20 protein-coding genes are annotated in these 18011 nt (G+C 36.2%); 8 read left to right on the top strand and 12 right to left on the bottom strand.

Going from position 1 to position 18011, the window contains the following annotated elements; all coding sequences use genetic code 11:
* Positions 1–223 precede the first annotated feature (223 nt).
* The 7 genes from ODR02_RS08820 to ODR02_RS08850 all read left to right on the top strand — a co-directional run bounded on the left by ODR02_RS08820 (position 224) and on the right by ODR02_RS08850 (position 2718).
* Positions 224–460 carry a hypothetical protein gene (locus ODR02_RS08820; protein ID WP_309512174.1) on the top strand — a complete coding sequence of 79 codons (237 nt, stop codon included), beginning with the start codon at positions 224–226 and terminating at the stop codon, positions 458–460.
* 38 nt (positions 461–498) lie between these two features.
* On the top strand, positions 499–690 hold the full coding sequence (locus tag ODR02_RS08825) for a hypothetical protein (RefSeq protein ID WP_309512175.1): 192 nt from the start codon (positions 499–501) through the stop codon (positions 688–690).
* Between the two features lie 13 nt (positions 691–703).
* Positions 704–1090: a hypothetical protein gene (locus tag ODR02_RS08830; RefSeq protein WP_309512176.1), complete on the top strand. Its 387-nt coding sequence runs from the start codon at positions 704–706 to the stop codon at positions 1088–1090.
* A complete protein-coding gene (locus tag ODR02_RS08835; RefSeq protein WP_309512177.1) occupies positions 1087–1506 on the top strand; it encodes a hypothetical protein in 420 nt (139 codons plus the stop codon). Before ODR02_RS08830 ends, ODR02_RS08835 begins: the two co-directional genes overlap by 4 nt.
* Positions 1507–1509: 3 nt before the next feature.
* Positions 1510–1695, top strand: coding sequence for a hypothetical protein (locus tag ODR02_RS08840; RefSeq protein WP_309512178.1), 186 nt, complete (start codon positions 1510–1512; stop codon positions 1693–1695).
* Positions 1696–1697: 2 nt separating this feature from the next.
* Positions 1698–1970, top strand: a complete 273-nt coding sequence (locus ODR02_RS08845; RefSeq protein WP_309512179.1) for a hypothetical protein — start codon at positions 1698–1700, stop codon at positions 1968–1970.
* Positions 1971–2457: 487 nt separating this feature from the next.
* The gene (locus ODR02_RS08850) at positions 2458–2718 is read left to right on the top strand and encodes a hypothetical protein (protein ID WP_309512180.1); all 261 of its coding nucleotides are present in this window, start codon (positions 2458–2460) and stop codon (positions 2716–2718) included.
* Between the two features lie 192 nt (positions 2719–2910).
* Here the strand turns inward: ODR02_RS08850 and ODR02_RS08855 are convergent, their stop codons facing one another.
* The 4 genes from ODR02_RS08855 to ODR02_RS08870 all read right to left on the bottom strand — a co-directional run bounded on the left by ODR02_RS08855 (position 2911) and on the right by ODR02_RS08870 (position 8184).
* Positions 2911–3162, bottom strand: a complete 252-nt coding sequence (locus ODR02_RS08855) for a hypothetical protein (protein ID WP_309512181.1) — start codon at positions 3160–3162, stop codon at positions 2911–2913.
* Between the two features lie 84 nt (positions 3163–3246).
* A complete protein-coding gene (locus tag ODR02_RS08860; protein ID WP_309512182.1) occupies positions 3247–6297 on the bottom strand; it encodes a DNA polymerase III subunit alpha in 3051 nt (1016 codons plus the stop codon).
* Between the two features lie 9 nt (positions 6298–6306).
* Positions 6307–7455 carry a DNA polymerase IV gene (gene dinB, locus ODR02_RS08865; RefSeq protein WP_309512183.1) on the bottom strand — a complete coding sequence of 383 codons (1149 nt, stop codon included), beginning with the start codon at positions 7453–7455 and terminating at the stop codon, positions 6307–6309.
* Positions 7456–7635: 180 nt separating this feature from the next.
* The gene (locus ODR02_RS08870; protein ID WP_309512184.1) at positions 7636–8184 is read right to left on the bottom strand and encodes a hypothetical protein; all 549 of its coding nucleotides are present in this window, start codon (positions 8182–8184) and stop codon (positions 7636–7638) included.
* A 1176-nt stretch (positions 8185–9360) separates the two neighbouring features.
* Between ODR02_RS08870 and ODR02_RS08875 the strand changes: the two genes are divergently transcribed.
* The gene (locus ODR02_RS08875) at positions 9361–9585 is read left to right on the top strand and encodes a hypothetical protein (protein WP_309512185.1); all 225 of its coding nucleotides are present in this window, start codon (positions 9361–9363) and stop codon (positions 9583–9585) included.
* Positions 9586–9615: 30 nt separating this feature from the next.
* Here ODR02_RS08875 and ODR02_RS08880 read toward each other — a convergent pair whose 3' ends face one another.
* From ODR02_RS08880 to ODR02_RS08915, 8 genes are all read right to left on the bottom strand, one after another.
* Entirely contained in the window at positions 9616–9819 is a 204-nt protein-coding gene (locus ODR02_RS08880) for a hypothetical protein (protein WP_309512186.1), read from the bottom strand.
* Positions 9820–9899: 80 nt separating this feature from the next.
* The gene (locus tag ODR02_RS08885; protein WP_309512187.1) at positions 9900–10451 is read right to left on the bottom strand and encodes an N-acetylmuramidase family protein; all 552 of its coding nucleotides are present in this window, start codon (positions 10449–10451) and stop codon (positions 9900–9902) included.
* Complete coding sequence (locus ODR02_RS08890) at positions 10448–10894, bottom strand: hypothetical protein (protein ID WP_309512188.1); 447 nt, start codon at positions 10892–10894, stop codon at positions 10448–10450. Before ODR02_RS08890 ends, ODR02_RS08885 begins: the two co-directional genes overlap by 4 nt.
* An 88-nt stretch (positions 10895–10982) precedes the next feature.
* The gene (locus ODR02_RS08895; RefSeq protein WP_309512189.1) at positions 10983–11534 is read right to left on the bottom strand and encodes a phage holin family protein; all 552 of its coding nucleotides are present in this window, start codon (positions 11532–11534) and stop codon (positions 10983–10985) included.
* Between the two features lie 14 nt (positions 11535–11548).
* Positions 11549–14311, bottom strand: coding sequence for a hypothetical protein (locus ODR02_RS08900; protein ID WP_309512190.1), 2763 nt, complete (start codon positions 14309–14311; stop codon positions 11549–11551).
* Complete coding sequence (locus ODR02_RS08905; protein ID WP_309512191.1) at positions 14311–16524, bottom strand: hypothetical protein; 2214 nt, start codon at positions 16522–16524, stop codon at positions 14311–14313. The genes ODR02_RS08900 and ODR02_RS08905 overlap by 1 nt, the downstream gene beginning before the upstream one ends.
* Positions 16525–16526: 2 nt before the next feature.
* The gene (locus tag ODR02_RS08910) at positions 16527–17549 is read right to left on the bottom strand and encodes a hypothetical protein (protein ID WP_309512192.1); all 1023 of its coding nucleotides are present in this window, start codon (positions 17547–17549) and stop codon (positions 16527–16529) included.
* Entirely contained in the window at positions 17546–17968 is a 423-nt protein-coding gene (locus tag ODR02_RS08915; protein WP_309512193.1) for a hypothetical protein, read from the bottom strand. Before ODR02_RS08915 ends, ODR02_RS08910 begins: the two co-directional genes overlap by 4 nt.
* Positions 17969–18011 lie beyond the last annotated feature (43 nt).

The following is an 18011-nucleotide window of genomic DNA, read 5'->3' on the forward strand; positions in this document are numbered from 1 at the left end:
TGTTTCAATCATTGTTGGTGACGAGTCTCCGGCAAGAGATCTTAATGAACCTTTCTTTTCAGTCGGTGATATTTACGTAAATAAAGAAGACTATGAAGATTGTGGAACATTGGATGAATTAAAAGGCCTGTATGGAGAAGAATTCGTTCAGGATGATTATTTGCTAACGACAAAACAAGGCACAGCGTTTCTGTGGATGGATTAACCAATAAATAATAAAGCAATGGAAGAAGATATAAAATTATTAGATCAGTTTGCTGGACATGCATTACAAGCATTAATAGCAAAATCCCCATTTTTTGACGTAAAGGGAGAACTGGGAGATAAAATAGAGGTTAATGACTTGGCAAACTTCAAAAGAGAACTCACAAAAACTGCATTTGTCTATGCAGAATGGATGTTGATAGCAAGAGGCGAAGCAATTGAATGGATTAAAAATTCACCAAAATTTAAAGATTAACCCCGTGCCATCTTATGGTGGCACTTAAAACAAGAATTATGGAAACATTATACGTAATATGTTTAATCTCAGGAATGCTATTTATCGGATTTGGCATTTCAACTGCAAATGGATCTGACAAGGACTCTAAAGGGGAACTAGTGTTATCCATATTAACTGCTATTTGCGCTATGGTTTTTATATCCGCATTATTTATAGCATTAATTCTTAATTATTTCACTGGAAAATAAACAAAAATTAAATATGAAACCACAAGAATTACGTGTTGGGAACCTGGTATATGTTCCTGGACTATTTGAACCAAGTGCATTAGTAGAGCCTGTAGAATTCATATATAGCAATGGAGAAATCGGAACCAAAAGCACAGAAGCACATGCTTCATATTACAGGCCCATAGAGCTAAACGAAGACTGGATTTTGAAGTTTGGATTTGAGAAAACAACACCTGATGGATGGATGTGTCTCAATATCTGCAATGATTGGACTTTTCTTTATTGGCACAAAGGCGTGCTTGAGTTGTCCGTTAATCGCCATTCAGTAGTATTGAAACATATTGAATCCGTCCACGAATTACAAAACTTAATATTCGCCCTTACTGGGGAAGAGCTAACAATAAAAGAACAGCCATGAAGCAGTTACAATTAGAATTAAACAAAAGACTCCTTATTGTGGAGATGACAGGAGAGTTTGATACGGTAGATGTATTTTTCTGGAATAATCAGCCGGTAGAGAAAATTTGTGAAGGCTCAGAGCTTACAGAGAATGTGGCGAAGAAATTTGTCCGTTTTGTTGGAGGCCCATGGAGTGCTTATGTAGATTATAATAATGAAAAGAATTGGATCAGCTCTGCTTTAGAATCCTTTATTTCCGCCATAGAATCAAAAGGCTACCATTGGGGAGAGAATCCGGTGAAAAGGCCAATTGAAGACAGCTCAAAACAAGCAAAGTGGCAGATAAAAGCTTTTAAAGAGCAAGAGAAAGAATGGTGGGAATCCGAATCCCGGACCTTCAACCCATCAAAATGTATAATATTTGAAATACTGTAAGTTATGAAAACTGTAAAAAATAAATATATCATTCAAGATCCTGATGGAGAATTAGTATTAATGACATTGAGACATGAAAGAAAAACATGCATTGCTAATTTCCTTATAGGTAGTGCAATGACATGGAAGGAAGTACAGAGAATTGGCTGGAAATGTTTAAAAGTAAATGTGAATTTTGAAATACTGTAAAGATGAATATAATTGATCAAGCGAAAACAATGACTGATTCAGAATACAAAAATCTTTCTTTCAATGATAAGTTTGATATTCATGGCATAAAGTCAATCCGAAAAAGTGAAAAGTATAATGACGTTGATCTAGAACATAAAGGAATTGTAATTCCTAGACCTGGAAATCCTGATGCTTTCTGCAGGATCAGGATATTAGAAAATTTTCAAATAGACATTGATATTAATCCTTATAAATTTGTGGGTAAACTTGGTATGAATAGTCTTTTTGATTAATTACGGAAATCCACAATAGAAAAATCCCTCATATCGAGGGATTAAATCTAAAAATCTGGACATTCTAATGTATTGGTGTCCCAATAACATTGAGGATTATCAGAACCTGGACAATGCATTGGTTTAGAACCAGGGGGGCATAATTTTTGACCGCCATTAATGTTTCTTAATTTCTCCTTAGGGATTCTCTTTAAGTTTTTCATTGTATTAGTTTTAATTGTTAACGCTCAAATATAACAATTAATCCCTATCAGGAGATTTAACATAATAAAATAATCATTACGGATTTCCGTAAGCATAATTTATTCATCCTAATTAAATTAGTTATATGAAAGAATTTATTAGAGACTGTTTGCTATTCCAGCACAAGGATAAGCAGATTAGGGCAGCCGGTCTTTTTATCTGGTTGAGTGTAATTGGATTGATCACTTTCTTCTATTGTATATTTTTTTAATTATTAAATTTGCTTTAAATAAATTGTTAATTTTTGAAAACTATACTTATGAACGGGGACTTTACAGTTAATCCAATGAATATATTTCCTGACCAGGTAGAAGGAGAACAATTTTCTCAAACTGTTTTATTGTACGATAAAGATTTAGATAATTTTGATTTAGGTTACTATGACTTTGAGATTCAGGAATGGCAGGCTTTGGGAGGTTTTCAAATGGAGCTTATTTGCTGGTCTTACGTATCTTTGCCTACTGATTTGCAAGTTTCCGGATTTGATTCCGTCAGTACTAATTAATTACGTGAAACTCAGGGGGCGCAAACGGTATTGACCATAATGTTTATGACCCTATTTTAAAAATGATACCAGAACAAAAGCAAGAATTTTTCAAACGGCTAATCCGGGAAAAGAAAATAGTACAAATTAACCATCTTAATGGCATTTCGTTTACGCTGCCAAAATAAAGCCCCTGCATTTACAGGGGTTGTTTTATTTTTTCAAAGCGCAGTAAAAGTGTTCGTACTTATATGTATTGTCAATATTGATTAGATGGCAATCAAAAATAATATAGTCTTCGTGTGCATTTTCAATTTTCTCAGGATTAACAGGATATTCGTTCAAATACTTTTTTTTAGAAAAATAATCTCTACTAAGTATTTCTGCATCCTTTTCTTTGCTAATTTCTATAGCTGTAATTGATTTCATTCCTTGAATGTTTACTTCTAGCTTAAGTAAGTTCATATTATTAATTTTAACCCACAAATAACCCACAAATAAGTGACGTACACAAATAAAAAAAACTTTTTTAAGCCTTTTTTAATGTCTTTAGCCAATATTCTTCTTTCTAGGCAACCCTATCTCATGCTCTTGTGGATAAGGTTTCCGGTAAGTCATACTCACATCTTCTTTGATTCGCTGCTGAGCTTCGTACTTTTTATCTTCATCATGAGAGTAGCGAGGATCCGGAACGAAAGGCATTTTCGCCATTTTGGTAATTGTGATGGTAGGAAAATGAAAATCTACTTCTACTATCCCTAAAAGTAAATAACACCCGCCTCCCTGAAAAGGATATTTTTCCAAGCTATCAGGGAAATGTGCAGTATCAAAATAGTTTCCTTCAACATCTATCCAAGTTCCAAAAAACATTGTGCCTCTTTTAGTTGGAACATGCTTCCTTGAGATCAGATATGCCAGCATCTTAACCTCTCTTTTATGGTATTTAACGAGATCATTAGCCATAACAGAGCCTCTGTACTTTGTCTGAAGTAGATCAAAAGGGGTGCTGGAAACCGGAAAACTTAATATTTCAATTTCGTCAAAAGCATCTTCAAAGACATTTCGTTTCAGCTCCGGAAATTTAAAATCCTTTACAGGTTCTTCAAATAATGTTTGAAACCTTCGTTCTGGCTTAAAATCTCCTAGTAATACTCTCGCTTTGAGAAGCAGTTCGTTTTTTGGAGTTCCTGTAAATCTAAATGCTCCTATAAATATGAGAATCTGCAGTGTTTCAATACCTACAGGGGTTCTTTTGATGAAATCTTCCATTGATTTATAATCTCCACCTCTCCTTCTTTCCTCCGGAATAAATTGGGCTATTCTGGACTCAACTTTTTCTAAAAGCATTAATCCTAAATATATGTCTTTATCATAGATTGTGGTTTGATATTCACTCTTATTGACACACGGAGGAAGTATTTTCCCTCCAGACACTTTAGCCTCATGAACATATACTTCAGTTCTATAGAAACCTCCCATATTATTTATTGCTGAAACCATGAATTCCAGTGGATAGTATACTTTGAGATAAAGGCTCTGATAACTTTCGACTGCATATGATGCTGAATGTGCTTTACAGAAAGAATATCCGGCAAACGACTCTATTTGCCTGTATACTTCCCTACTCAACTCTTCAGAATGCCCCAGATCTCTACAAGATTCAAAGAAATGATCTTTTACTTTCTGTAGTGCTTCCAGTGATCGATACTTGCCGCTCATAGCCCGTCTAAGAATATCGCCATCTGCAGCAGATAATCCTCCAAAATGAAGAGCAATTTTTATTACGTCTTCCTGGTAAACCATAATTCCGTAAGTCTCTCCTAGTTGTTCTTCGAATACTTTATGGAAATATTCAAATTGTTTCGGATTGTTATGTCTGAAGATATACTCTCTCATCATTCCGGATTGAGCAACTCCTGGGCGTATAATTGAGGATGCCGCAACCAACACTTTATAATTATCGCACTTTAACCTTCTTAGAAGCCCTCGCATTGCCGGAGACTCAATATAGAAGCAGCCAATGGTCCTGCCCTGACTTAAAAATTCATTACAGACATTTTCATCCTTTGAAAGTGTAGTATTCTTAATATCTACTTTAATACCTCGTTTCTCTTCGATTAATTTTACCGTATCATTAATGGTACCAAGTCCTCTCTGTGAAAGAATATCGAACTTCTCGAACCCGAGTTCTTCAGCAATATGCATGTCCCATTGTACAATCGGGAACCCTTTCGGAGGCATCTCCAATGCCGTGAAGTTTGTCAGCGGTTCTTCAGAAATCAAAATGCCACAGGCGTGCATACTTCGTTGATTGGGAAATTTCTCCAATAGTTTCCCATACTTTTGAACCTTTTGTACGATTTCATCTCGAAATACTCTTTCAGGGTTTTTGCTCAGTTCGTCCAGCTCTTCTTTCGGCAACCCGAATGCCTTTCCAACCTCCCTGATAATTGAGCGGTATTTGAATTCAACATTTGTCCCGCAGAACGCTACGTGATTCTTTCCATATCGATTGAAAATATAATCTAAGATTATATCTCGTTCCTGCCAGCTCCAGTCTATATCAAAATCAGGAGGACTCTTTCTGTTCAGATTCAGGAATCTTTCAAAATACAAATCCAGCTCCAGCGGACAGATATCTGTAATCCCTAAGCAATAGGCAACAATACTGTTTGCTCCACTTCCCCGTCCTACATGCATAAATCCCATGCTATTACTGTATCGGATAATATCCCAGGTGATAAGAAAATAACCACTAAAATTCAACTCATCAATAACCTTCAATTCTTTATCAACACGAGCCCTTGCTTCCAGATGATTCCTTCCATACCTTCTTTCTAAACCAGCATGAGTTAGCCGTGTCAATAGTTTTAAATCATCGGCTTTTGTACCAGTATAATGCTTTTTGTTTCTTGGTGTAGAAAACTCAAACTCAAAGCTACATTGAGCTAAAAGTTTTTGTGTATTCTCAATGATTTGTGGATAGTGCTTATAGCTTTCCATTATAGATTGTGGAGCCATAAAATACTCTGACTTTTCACATGTCTCTTCTTTTGGGAGTAATGACAATAGTGTATTATTATCAATAGCTCTTAAAATACAATGTAAATTATATTCCTTTTTAGTCGCAAAAGTGACCGGATGTAGAATAACCATTTTTGAAATAAGGCTCTTATATTCTGACCGAATTAATAAATTTAATTCCTCTTGCCTTATTCCTATGTATTCATTTTCATTTAATGAGTCTGGTTTGTTTTGAAGAGAATAAATAATAAAATTATGTTTAAGATCTGGTTTTTCAGGTAAGTCAATACCTTCACAATTATATTCTGTCAAAATCTTATTTACTTCCCCTAATCCGGCAAATTCCTTTGCCATGGTGACATACAACAAATCACTACCTTTCCGGATTTCAACGCCCGCAATTGGCTTTATACCGTTTGATTCACATTTCTTTTTAAATTCATAAACTCCGGTAATAGTATTAATGTCTGTAAGCACAAGTTCTTTGACTCCCAAATACGAAGCTTGAGAGACTAAATCATCTATAGATAAGGTTCCGTATCTTAGACTATGATATGAGTGACAGTTCAAATACATATCTGCGCATTAATGTAGAAAGTCAAATCCTACAGCTCTACCAACCGCAGCACTCCCGAACCGATTCTTTATATTATCCATTGCCTGATAAAGACTCATTAATTCAGCAGTATCTTCAAACAAATTCATTTGGTAGCTGCCATGTACCAGATCGGTAAATCTCAATCCAACAAGCCTTAATCGCATACGCCTTGAATATATCTTATCAAAAAGCTCTAACGCAACCCGGGACAGTGTATGATCAGCCGAAGTATATGCAACACGACATTGTTTCGTTTCTGTATCAAAGTTTGCATATCTTATTTTGACAACAACTGTTGCTGTCAGCCATTTTTCTTGGCGCAATTGATGTGCTAAATCTTCAGCCATTCCGGATATGAGTCTTCTCACTTCATGAATGTCCATAGTATCACTGCTGAATGTTCTTTCTTTTCCTATTGATTTTCTCTCTGTATAAGGAACAACTGGAGCGTCATCATTTCCGTTTGCTTTTTTCCATAAATCGGCACCGTTCTTCCCGATCATCTGCTGCAATACTTCAACAGGCATATCCGAAAGCGTTCCTATTGTACGAATCCCAACACGGGACAGTAGTCGAAACGTTGCATCTCCTACTCCAGGCATTTTCTTTATAGGTAAAGGGTTTAGAAATGAATGAACACCTATCGATGGAATTTCCTGATGTCCATGTGGTTTCGATTCGCCAGTCCCGATCTTACTTACTGTCTTATTAATCGACAGAGCATAGCTGATTGGAAGCCCCGTTTCTTTTTCTATCCTTGCCCCTAATTCGTTTGTCCACTTATAAGCTCCAAAGAATTTGTCCATTCCGGTCAGATCCAGATAAAATTCATCAATGGATGATTTCTCCATAACAGGAGCTTTCTCTTCGATAATTTCTGTTACAGTATGTGACATTTTAGAATACAATTCCATATCTCCTTTGACCACTCTGGCTTGGGGACATAGTCGTAAAGCCATTCGCATTGGCATGGCAGAACGCACTCCAAATTTTCGGGCTTCGTAGGAACAAGATGAAACAACTCCCCTATCTCCACCGCCTATTATCAGGGGAATTCCGTTGAGTTCAGAGTTCACAAGCCTCTCACAGGATACAAAAAAAGTATCCAGATCCATATGTACAATCGACCGTTCCATTTGACAAAATTAGATATATTTTTAATCAGTTTTTGCAATTTATATTGATATATTTTGTATCAAATATTACACAACAAAGCAAAACCCTTTATACGTCAGAACTTGACGCATTAAAAAGTTATCCACAAAAAAACCTCTCAAGGGACTGAGAGGTCTAAAAATATAAATGATTAATTAAATTTATTTAGCATAGAAAAATATACCTTCGTAAACCCATCCATTACCTCCTCCGCCTAATTCATTCCAATTAGTTGTATATAAATGTCCATGTTTTGAAGGTCTATAATACCTGTAAACTGGTGTTGCATCAGGACCGTAAGCATATCCTATTAATTCTTTTTGTTGATAACCTAGTGCCGCAACGGCAGGAATATCATGGGCAAAAATTATTACATTATCTCCATTGCCTGGGTGGACCATGCTGTAAAGAGGATCAATATGACCTAAACCAGACTCTCCTGCTAAAATAAATGCTGTTCCTTCATCTCTCCATCCAAGCGCCGGAAATCCAGGTGGCAATTGATTAGGCGAACCAAAGTAATGTTTCATCAAAGTATTGCTGTAATAACGTGTGATAACTCTTTCCCAAGTTTTGGAAGCTTCAACACCTTTACCTGTAGTGGATTTATTAATAAGTTTTGTTTCATTTTCTACTTGAATCTCGGATTCCTCTCTTGCGCATGATAACAATGTTAAAGCACAAGCGGAAGCGAAAAGTAATTTTTTCATAGTTATGATAGTTTTAGTTCGCTGCAATTATACGAAAATTATACTTATATATCCTAAATTAGTGAATAAAATGAATTAAAAATCCCCGAATCTCTCCGAGGATATATTAATTACTAACTCATTCATAGAAAATGAGAAATCAAATATAATATTTTAAATAAAAAATCCCCGGATTTCTCCAGGGATAAATTAAATGTCGTTAAACATTCAAAAAAACATTTAAATATAGCAATTTTCTGAAATCATATTTATGAGTGAGATCATAAAAATACCTCCCGAGCAACTGGGAGGCAAAAAGTGCAAAAAATGAATTATAAGTTAAATGATGTAGTGTTAAATAAAAATTCTCTTAAAAACTTGTTTTAACATTAACAATGGGCATGCCAATAACATCACTGTTTAATGAAATTTAACTTTTTGTGGTATCGATTCTATTACGAAACAAAAAACCTCCCGCAGGAGGTCCTTCTGTAAAATCAGTCGAAACTTGAATAATTCAAGCGTACAAATATAAAAAATCCCCAGAAAGATCCAGGGATTGAAACTAATTACGAACTCGTTAAGACGAGAGTATTTTGTAAATATATTTCTTTAAGCAAAAACCTCCCAAAGGAGGTTCAAAAGCTTTATGTAATATTCTGTTTTTACAGATGAATAAATATACAATATTTCTAGTCAGAAATTTATGACCTCAATCATAGTACAAAAGGCATCAATCTTACTAAATTTGAGAGTCTTATTTAAATTTTCATTCTGAAACCCAAAAACTTTTGCCTCCCCAACTTTTAGGGAGGTTTTTTAATTTTTAACATAGATAATAACTAAATAAAAGCCCCTCAATTGAAGGGCAACATAGATTAAGTAGTTGATAATTCGAGCTATCAAGTACTCAAATATACAAAAAACCTCCCAGGGCATTGGGAGGCATAAAAACTTATGTTAAAAATTTAATTAACAATTCAAAATTATTAAATCCCATTCAAATGAATTATGATCAAGGTCATAAACAAAAATCCTCCCCGTAGGAAGGACATTAAAAAAACTTTGTTGTACTTTTTGTTTGCAAAAACTCCGTAAATATACGGAGATTCTGTAGTAATAACTCTACGGGAAACCGTAACGATTGATTTTGAATTGTTTGTATATTGGTAGCTTAACAATCAAAAACAATAAACCATGCCTAAAAACGAACAAGGACAAGTAGTTTGTATTAATGCTGGTACCACTGTGAATGGTAACCAAAATCATCCAATTGTTAAAGTGGAAGGAAATGCAGTAATGCCAAGAGGAATAAGAGGACAAAACGGAATGACAGAGGTAAAGATTGAGGAAGTCCAAACTTTTGATGTTTATATTTGCAATAACTGCCAATATACTGAATTGTACAAACTGCCACAGTAAGCTAATCCCCACCTAACAGTGGGGATTTCTTTACTTTTTAGTGGTAAGATATTTTTCCAAAAATGCTTTTTTGTACTCTTCAGCATAATTCTCTGCTTCTTCTTGTGATAACTCTCCAATATGGAACTTTTTAGCGTCATTTTTTAAACCATCCTGTTTTTGCCCTACTGAATAATCTTCTGCATAAATCCATTCATTTATTGATGGAGTCTGTAATTTAATTGTCTTGTTCATTGTAATATAATTTTGTTAATCAAAATTACGAGGAGTAAACCAAATATTTCTCCTCACTTCTGATGATATTTTGTTAAATTTTATTTTGAAAACTTTTTATAAGATGCTTCCATTTTCTTATCATATTCATTTATATGATAGTTCCTACCATTATATACCCGGGCGAAATCAGCCCATCTTTTGTTCCTAAGTTCATCATCCAACTTATTTGCTTTAATAAATTTAACGAAGGCTTTTAGCTGTTCACCTTCGCTTTTGTACATAGCATTTATAAAATCTTGTAGAACTGGGAATCCGACTAAGCTATGATTGAAACCCATTATCTGGAATTTACCCCATGATGCAGATTTTAGAGCTGCATTACGGTTCAATTTCGCTGCCTTGTCAAGTCGTAAATGTTCGTCTTTTGTATATCCACCTGGTCTTGGATTCGAAATATCCGGATTACCTGCAGAATATTTTCCAGATGTAAATTCATGAAACTTATGACGTTCAAATAATATTGTCGGTCGTCCATCAGCCTGAAAACCTCCTTTTGGAGCTTCAACTTCACTCACTGCTTTTATAGCTGCAACTTCACAACCTAATTCTTTGGCTGCATTTATATAATCTTGTTCTGTTAATGTATTCATTTTCTCTTTAAGTATTTATAAATTCCAAATATTACGATTCCAACGACTCCCAAAAGAGACAGGACAATCCACAATCCGGCCTGAAATCCAGTAGATTTTATTTGCCTGGTTTTCTGTTCGAATTCAGTAGCAACTTTTTTAATAGTTTCTTTCGACACTGCTGTCTTTGCCAGATCCTGGATAATGTTTGTTTTTTCTTCGTTGGATGTTTCTTTTTTATCTTCTTCCGACTTCCGGTAGTGATTATTAATGTAGTAGTCAGCCGTGCCCCGGATAACAATACTTTGTAGAGTATCTCCGGAAACCACATTATGAAAGATCAGCGGGTTTAATGTGTCAGATTTGCCTTTAATGATTATATCTCCGGAAAAATCCTGAACCTGTTTTTTAACTGTCTGATCAGTCACTTTTTTAGTGGATTCCTTTACCGTCTTTTCTTTCACTGAATCTAGTTTTACCCGTTCAATTTCTGTTCGGCCTTCCTTGCTGTATAAAGATGCCTTATGCTTCGTCCTACATCCAAGTAACAAACTACTCAGAAGGATTATTATCAGTATTTTCGGTTTCATCACTCTTGTTTTTAAGGTTCAAATCTCTTATATCTAAAGTCTTATTGAACTTTTCGAATTTCTTAAGAAAAGCTAGCGGAGGAAATTTTCCATCCGTTATAATTCCAATGTTAACTAAAGCATTTCCGGCGGGGTAAATAAAAATCATGATCTTACTTGCAACTTTGAAGTATACACTATCTAGATCGGCATCTGAAATTATCTGTATGAATGCCTCCGTTAAAAAGTAAACGAGAATTACAAGTCCTATTTTTTGGCAGAAACCCGTGATCATCTTCTTGGGGGAAAATGTGTGTAGTTTCATATGCTTCCATATACCGGCCACAAGATCAGCGATTAGAGCTAATCCCAAAACGAAAATAAAAACATAGCTTTCAACGTACCAGCCCGTAAGCCTTTCCGATATTGAAAATCCCACCGCCGGAACTGCTGCCAATTGAAAAGAAGCCCAAGCCTTACCCCCGATTCCTCCGGAGTGAATTGTCATTAAGTTGTTTGTTATAAATTCTTTCATTTATTATGCATTTATTAGCCAATGAAAAGTCCGTTCTGGAAATAACAAATTATTCCTCCAATTGTTTTTTGCCCTGAAAACCCTTCAAACAGTTGTCCTCCTAAAGCTGTCACATATACTTTGAACCCTTTAAATCCATTACCACCGATGTTATTTAAAAAGATAAAACCATCATTAACGGTTAATGCGTTATTATTACCTTGTGGACCTGTGGCGCTTAATTCTAGAGCTGTGTTACCGACATTGTTCCCTGATGCCGAAATCGACGCCCCCGTGTTTATTACGTTACCGGCATCTTTTGATGAATTAATAATGAAATTACCTATGTATTGACTGTTTGGGTGTACATCATTAGAGATCATTAGACCATCAACCAGGTCTCCATTAGAGTTTACGGTCCCGAAAAGAATTTTACCGGTAGTGCTGGTTAATGTTGACGTCGTAATGTACCAACCGTTTACCCCGCCTATTGTTCCGGTATTCGCATCAATATTACCCTTAATCTCAGCATTTTTGGAGATCATTTTTCCATTTTGAAGAACTTGAAACACCGCATCATTTTTATGCGCATAATCTGCTCCGGCTCCGAACCGAATACTATCACCTCCGGCATCTGTAACAGAAGAGATAAAAGCGTTTCTTTCTGTTTCATTTCCGACTTCAATTACCTGAGACATAAGCAGTCCATTATCAATGGACGTAAAACCGTCTGAACCGTCTGTGAACTTAATTTTACCTTTGATTTCTTGCGTATCTAGGTTGATTGTCATTTGGCCATCAAGTGATGAAATAATACCGGTTCTTATGAGCCCACCATTGATAGTTGTTGTTCCAACTGTAATAGATAGAACGCGAACACCTTCAACCACAGAGTGAAGAATACCTATTAAGAAATAGTAATCATTCGCATCAGAATCAAACTTAATTTGTTCTTGGCTGAAAACAATTGCGCCGGTTTGATCAGTTTTTGAACATTTCCCATATACGTATCGGAACTGATCGTCTGGAATAGTTTCAACATTCTCCGGAATCATCCACTCTTTGTCGAATGTCTGAGAGTAGATGACTCCAGGATTAACCTTGATCTTATTCTTGTTGTTTTCATACATCACATAGAACACAACACTGCAGCTAATCTGCTGACTGCGGGCACCAACTGAGATCATATTTGTTTCAATTGAATTCGGGCGGATGTTTTCGGGGTTGAAATAATCATCCGTATCAAAAACCAGATTCTTAAGCTCTTCTGTTGTTTTTAGACCAAGCTTTGAATAATTGATCTGCCCTAAATTGGTGATTGATAATACATTTTTTATTTCTTTTATTTGAAGGGCAACCTGTGAACTGTACGCAATCTCGTAAGAATCAGCAATAACAATCTTCATATCAAAGGGATTGAAATACCCACCTTTTATGAAATCTGTAGTAATTTGATTAACTCGCAAAACTTTGTTAATTCCTAAAACCTGATCATAAACCTGAATGTAATCACCTATATCAAACTTCCCTACTCCTATTTTTTCCATATAAGCCGGATCAACATTCAGATCGTAGGAAACTTTAGCCTTTAGGTTAAGATTAAATTGCTCGCTTCCTTTAATGAGCAGTTCATTTTCTGCACTATCGACATAGCTTTTAGGCATTACAATATCCAATAATACATATTCATCACCTAAAGCAAATTGAAAAGCAGTTGACGTTTCATCTGGGAAGCTTTGTCCTTGATCATTTTTGAATGGAATAATTTCAAATGTTTTTGTTGAATGGTTATATCCTCCTTTTTTTATTTCGAATTCGTAACCCGCTAGATTACCTGTATTAAAATGGACCTTTGCAGAAGTTCCAGCAATTAAATATTTCGTCGTCACTCCGTCGGATTCTTTCTCGTTGAGATCAAAATCCATTGTAGAATCTGAGAACTTGAATTTCGTATCTCCTAAGGACGTTATCTTTCCGGTTCTGTGTGGGTAAATTTCATCAAAAGTGATTGATCCCTCTTTTAATCCAAACGCTGCTATTGATCCGGCGTCTTCCAAATAATCAGCATTTGGCAATTTTAATCTCTTGCTGAAATTCCTGTATTCGTTCGGAATGTTATTTGTTCCTCCAAAAACATAAAGCCGGTTTACAATATCGTTGTCGTCAACATTATTTCGCGAAAGAGAATAAAGCCCCTTCCCTTTTCCGTACTCGAATTTTAATGGGACTTTCTTGCCATAGTCTCCGGTATGAATAACATATTTCCCGTTTTCGTATTTAATCCAAAAATCAGTTTTGAATTCATTGCAGATCTTCTGCATGGCTGAAAGACAAGTATCATCACCGAATGTTATTGTCTTCGTTTCTCCATTGACAAAGTTTCCTAGCTCCCAATTTCCAGCAAAACGCTTCATGTTATTTTTCAGAGCAAGCAAGAAAACTTCAATGGTGCCGATCAATGGAAATTCTAAATCTGGACCGAATCCGGTTGTGTCAGCATTAAAATACTTGCATCGCATCATGTCAAACATTAAGCCCTGAGCTGTAATATTGTACTCGTATGAGGTATTGCTATTTTTCACCAATGCCGGCAATGTATTGATACGATACACAGAGTCAAAGAGCACGAAGTAATCATTGATCAAAATATCCAGCTTTTCTCGGGAATTTAGTTTGATCGAAACCGAATCATCCGAAAGCATAACTCGGTTAAGTGTTGCAGACTCCACAGAACGTTTCCCTCGCTCAATCAAATTGAACAAAGGAGATCCGTTTCTGTATAGTGTTATGTTATTCATTAATTCAAAATATTGTTTTGAGGGAAGTCAAATCTTATTCTGTTGTCGTAGGCGAATTTGCAGATGGCTTCAATCATTTCTCTTCCTTCGGTTGATGATTCTCTTCCTTCGTGATAGAACATTTCAAAAACATTCTTAGTGTTATAGTTGTTGTTCTCAGTCTTAAGCATAGTAAGAACAGCAGCTGCATTAACCAAATCTAATCGTGGAGATGTTCTGACAAAGTAAAAGCCCATTTCATAATTATAGTAATCATCACCATTTCTTACTGCCGTTTGTTCAGCTGTGGTTAACCCCGAATCGTCGGGCCTTGTGTCGTCTGCTGCCAGAACACCTACCAAGCCATATTTTTTTAATTCTGTGTAGAGAGTCTTATTTCCCTTGAACTTAGAAAATCTAGGCATGTTATCAATAGTTGAATACCCCGCAAAACGATTTATCTCATTAATAATTCTGGTGTAATGCTCCACACCATCAGTCAACGATATTGTAGTATAGTCTGTAGCATCATCGACCCCATGGAATCCAATTTTCAACCAACTAGAATTTGCAACAAATTCCGCTTTCCAGGTTGCGGGCATCTGGGATAAATTGAAAGTGACACTACTATTTTGATAAAAGCAGAATAAAGAGAAACAGGCTCCGTACTTATCATGCATTTCCTTATAAACCGCAAGTCGGGCATTATCAAAAATAGATGTTGGATTTGTTGTTGCGATTTCCCTGAAAACATTAATTGAGTCGTCAACAGAAATATGCAAGTATGGAGTCTTTCTCTTTTTAAGTCTAACCTGGTCAGCTTGCCAATACTGAGTATTATCTCTAAAGCCGACAATTCCTTTAAGAACTCCGCTTAAAGCTCCTTGTGCTTGCAAATTTATACTTCCAACAAAAACATTATTCAGATAGGCAATGATGTTTAACCCGCTTCTGAATAGCCTCAACTTATCTCCTATCTTAAGAATGGTTGCGGTACCAATTGAAAGAGTTCCCACGCTCGTCACTCCATATCGGTTCATGACATATACGTCAAATACAGAACTGGAAGCTGCAGTTTTTATTAATTGGAAACAAGCATTTCCATCACCAAACCCTAGTCGGGCACTTCCATTTGAAGCAATATCTTTTACGGTTGTTTCAATGATGCTAATGTCCGGCTCATTACTGGATGCAAAATTTAAATGTGTGACTGAACTATTGCCGGTCATAGCAATTGACTTATAATCAATAACACCTACCTGATTAGTAAAGGAAAACTTTTCAGAGAATTCATTGCTATCAGTTGCTTTTGCAGTTTCAATTTTTTGAATTTGCGGAGTCGCTATGGTCCCTTGTAATTTTTCCGCCTTGAGGTAATCTCCAGCTGAAGACCCCTGAGTAATTTTCAATGAGCTATTGTATGGCGATGTTGCAGGCGATGCCCCCACATCCGTACCACTTGCAACCTGAATCATGTAATTATTACAAGTCGGAGGAGTTGTGAATGGGAATGTTGTTGCTGATCCACTCGCTAAGTAGGATAAAAATGTACTCCCGTTGTAGAAGAATACTCGCATGCCAGATGAATTAGAATCCATACCATACCCTGTAGCTTCATAAGCCGTTGAGCCTGTACTAGTAATAGGTAACGTTCGAATCCAGTTCAGTGATGTATTTGGTACGCCTGTAGTAGTATTAATACCTCCCGCTGCCAAAGTGAAAGGAATATTTGTCGAACCCAAATTAATTAGGCTTTTATATCGGTCATATACAGAACCACCGCTTACAGCATTTGGATTACTTGCCTCTACAACTCCATTCACCGTGACTTCTGGCATTTTCGTTTCTGACCTAGTCCAAACAGAACCTTTCTTATAAAACATAGTATTGTAGCCCGTCTTAGCCCTAAGATTCCCTGCATTTGGATAGACTTTACCCCAGTCTGCGGTACTATTCGGATCTGTTGGTTTGTCGTCATTAGAAGAAATTTCAGGTTTGTAACTTCCATCTTCAGTTGGAGCTGGATCAGTAGGCTTAATTGTTCCTTTAAAATCCGTCTCAATACGCTGCTCAACTTCAGCAATTTTGGTATTAAATTCTTCCGTAATAGACGCTGTTTTATCATCTACCTGTATCTTAGTATACGCATTCCCTTGCATTGACGTGTTGTCAATAGTAGCAATATTTGCAGGTGGAATTAAGTCCGTTACTGTAATATTAACTTGATCTGCCATTTTTATATTTTTTCCCAAATTATTTCAGCTGGTGTTTGAAGGTTTTTCATGTCTTCAATATTTCCAGCAATGATTATTATTTTTTCTTTCCCTAACATGTTCTGCCACTCTCCTACGACCTCGGCTATTTCAATACGTGGATTAATGTATTCTATTCCAGGGATCTCATTTCCATCTGAATCCAAAACTTTATAAATGAATTTGCCATAGTCATCCATATTAACCGCCTTTAGTACTGATATTAAGTTCTTACCAGTTATTCCTTCGTTAATTGTGCTTACAGCAACAGCTTCATATGTGTTGTCGAGCTTTCTGCCGATTACATAAAGTTTTATATTTTTAGGTAACTCTAAGTCAATTTCTACAGAAAACTGATAAACGGTTGGATTTTCAGGAGTATAGTTTACTTCGAAGTATTGATTGTTTACACCGCTTGCGCTTATAATTGACAGTCCTGAATTCTCATACGATGGTATTGAATAGTCTTTCGTAAGACTTACATTTCCGCGGCCGGTCTGCTTGGTTCCATCTCCGAAGAAAATCTCAGTTTCAGAATCTATTTCGTAGGAAAGCTTGAAGGTGTCAAGAGTGGTCTTTATAACTCTTTTTATTGGATTTGGCTCAATAAATTTAAGTGAGAAGGTGGCGAACATTTCTCCATCGCTAAATTGTTTCTCCGGCTTTACCTCATCTTTCATATACACTTCGTATGGAAGTGTTTTGAACCCAAATGGCTCTATATGTACTCTCTGCGTTCCGGGTTTTGAAAACTCGCCTATAACAAATACCATGAAAGCATCAAATAACTCCTGCCAGCTTTCACCCCGTATGAAACACTTCAATTCAATAGTTCTTTCTTTGAATTTTGGTTTACGAAGATCCGGAGCTATACCGTGATACTCCGCCCAATCATACTGAGTGATATTTTTTGACTCCAATAACCCGACAAGCCCAAGTGAATCCGAAACATACACTCCGAAATCTTTGAAAGACTTACCGTTTAAAGAATATTTTACTTCACTCATTTTTTGAAACTGGTTTTTGTGATTCTTACATCACCTGTACTTTTTACTCTTCCCCCGTACTGGAATACCTCTACTCTTGCATTTTCCAAGCTGGTAACTTCTAATTCAGCATTGTCCAAAACATTTACAATAAGGATTGCATTTTCTGTTGCTGTGATCTTTGCCTTTGTGTCGTGTCTTAGAACCAGCTGGGAAACAGTAAAGCCATTATATACCATCTGTATGTCCGACTCTCCAAAGAATGCAGCTTTTACAAGGTTATTAGGCATTCCTCTGTAATCCGTGAATATCCCATGAACCTCACTCTGCCCTCTGAACTTTCTCAATACATTAATCTTCGGAAAATCATTCTCCATCGACCAATCGTCCCCATCGAAATACATCGAACATAGATTCTTTATCGACAAATCAGAATTCATCCTCTCGTCACATTTTCGCGAAAGACCGATTCGCTTAGCTTGT

Source organism: Chryseobacterium sp. CFS2, assembly GCF_036543225.1.
GTDB classification, from domain to species: Bacteria; Bacteroidota; Bacteroidia; order Flavobacteriales; family Weeksellaceae; genus Chryseobacterium; species Chryseobacterium culicis_A.

Coding starts and splice junctions, on each gene's coding strand:
- ODR02_RS08830 (WP_309512176.1), top strand. CDS start 704: ATGAAACCACAAGAATTACGTGTTGGGAACCTGGTATATGTTCCTGGA.
- ODR02_RS08845 (WP_309512179.1), top strand. CDS start 1,698: ATGAATATAATTGATCAAGCGAAAACAATGACTGATTCAGAATACAAA.
- ODR02_RS08855 (WP_309512181.1), bottom strand. CDS start 3,162: ATGAACTTACTTAAGCTAGAAGTAAACATTCAAGGAATGAAATCAATT.
- ODR02_RS08875 (WP_309512185.1), top strand. CDS start 9,361: ATGCCTAAAAACGAACAAGGACAAGTAGTTTGTATTAATGCTGGTACC.
- ODR02_RS08825 (WP_309512175.1), top strand. CDS start 499: ATGGAAACATTATACGTAATATGTTTAATCTCAGGAATGCTATTTATC.
- ODR02_RS08915 (WP_309512193.1), bottom strand. CDS start 17,968: ATGAATTCTGATTTGTCGATAAAGAATCTATGTTCGATGTATTTCGAT.
- ODR02_RS08840 (WP_309512178.1), top strand. CDS start 1,510: ATGAAAACTGTAAAAAATAAATATATCATTCAAGATCCTGATGGAGAA.
- ODR02_RS08835 (WP_309512177.1), top strand. CDS start 1,087: ATGAAGCAGTTACAATTAGAATTAAACAAAAGACTCCTTATTGTGGAG.
- ODR02_RS08900 (WP_309512190.1), bottom strand. CDS start 14,311: ATGAATAACATAACACTATACAGAAACGGATCTCCTTTGTTCAATTTG.
- ODR02_RS08885 (WP_309512187.1), bottom strand. CDS start 10,451: ATGAATACATTAACAGAACAAGATTATATAAATGCAGCCAAAGAATTA.
- dinB (WP_309512183.1), bottom strand. CDS start 7,455: ATGGAACGGTCGATTGTACATATGGATCTGGATACTTTTTTTGTATCC.
- ODR02_RS08895 (WP_309512189.1), bottom strand. CDS start 11,534: ATGAAAGAATTTATAACAAACAACTTAATGACAATTCACTCCGGAGGA.
- ODR02_RS08880 (WP_309512186.1), bottom strand. CDS start 9,819: ATGAACAAGACAATTAAATTACAGACTCCATCAATAAATGAATGGATT.
- ODR02_RS08870 (WP_309512184.1), bottom strand. CDS start 8,184: ATGAAAAAATTACTTTTCGCTTCCGCTTGTGCTTTAACATTGTTATCA.
- ODR02_RS08860 (WP_309512182.1), bottom strand. CDS start 6,297: ATGTATTTGAACTGTCACTCATATCATAGTCTAAGATACGGAACCTTA.
- ODR02_RS08910 (WP_309512192.1), bottom strand. CDS start 17,549: ATGAGTGAAGTAAAATATTCTTTAAACGGTAAGTCTTTCAAAGATTTC.
- ODR02_RS08905 (WP_309512191.1), bottom strand. CDS start 16,524: ATGGCAGATCAAGTTAATATTACAGTAACGGACTTAATTCCACCTGCA.
- ODR02_RS08820 (WP_309512174.1), top strand. CDS start 224: ATGGAAGAAGATATAAAATTATTAGATCAGTTTGCTGGACATGCATTA.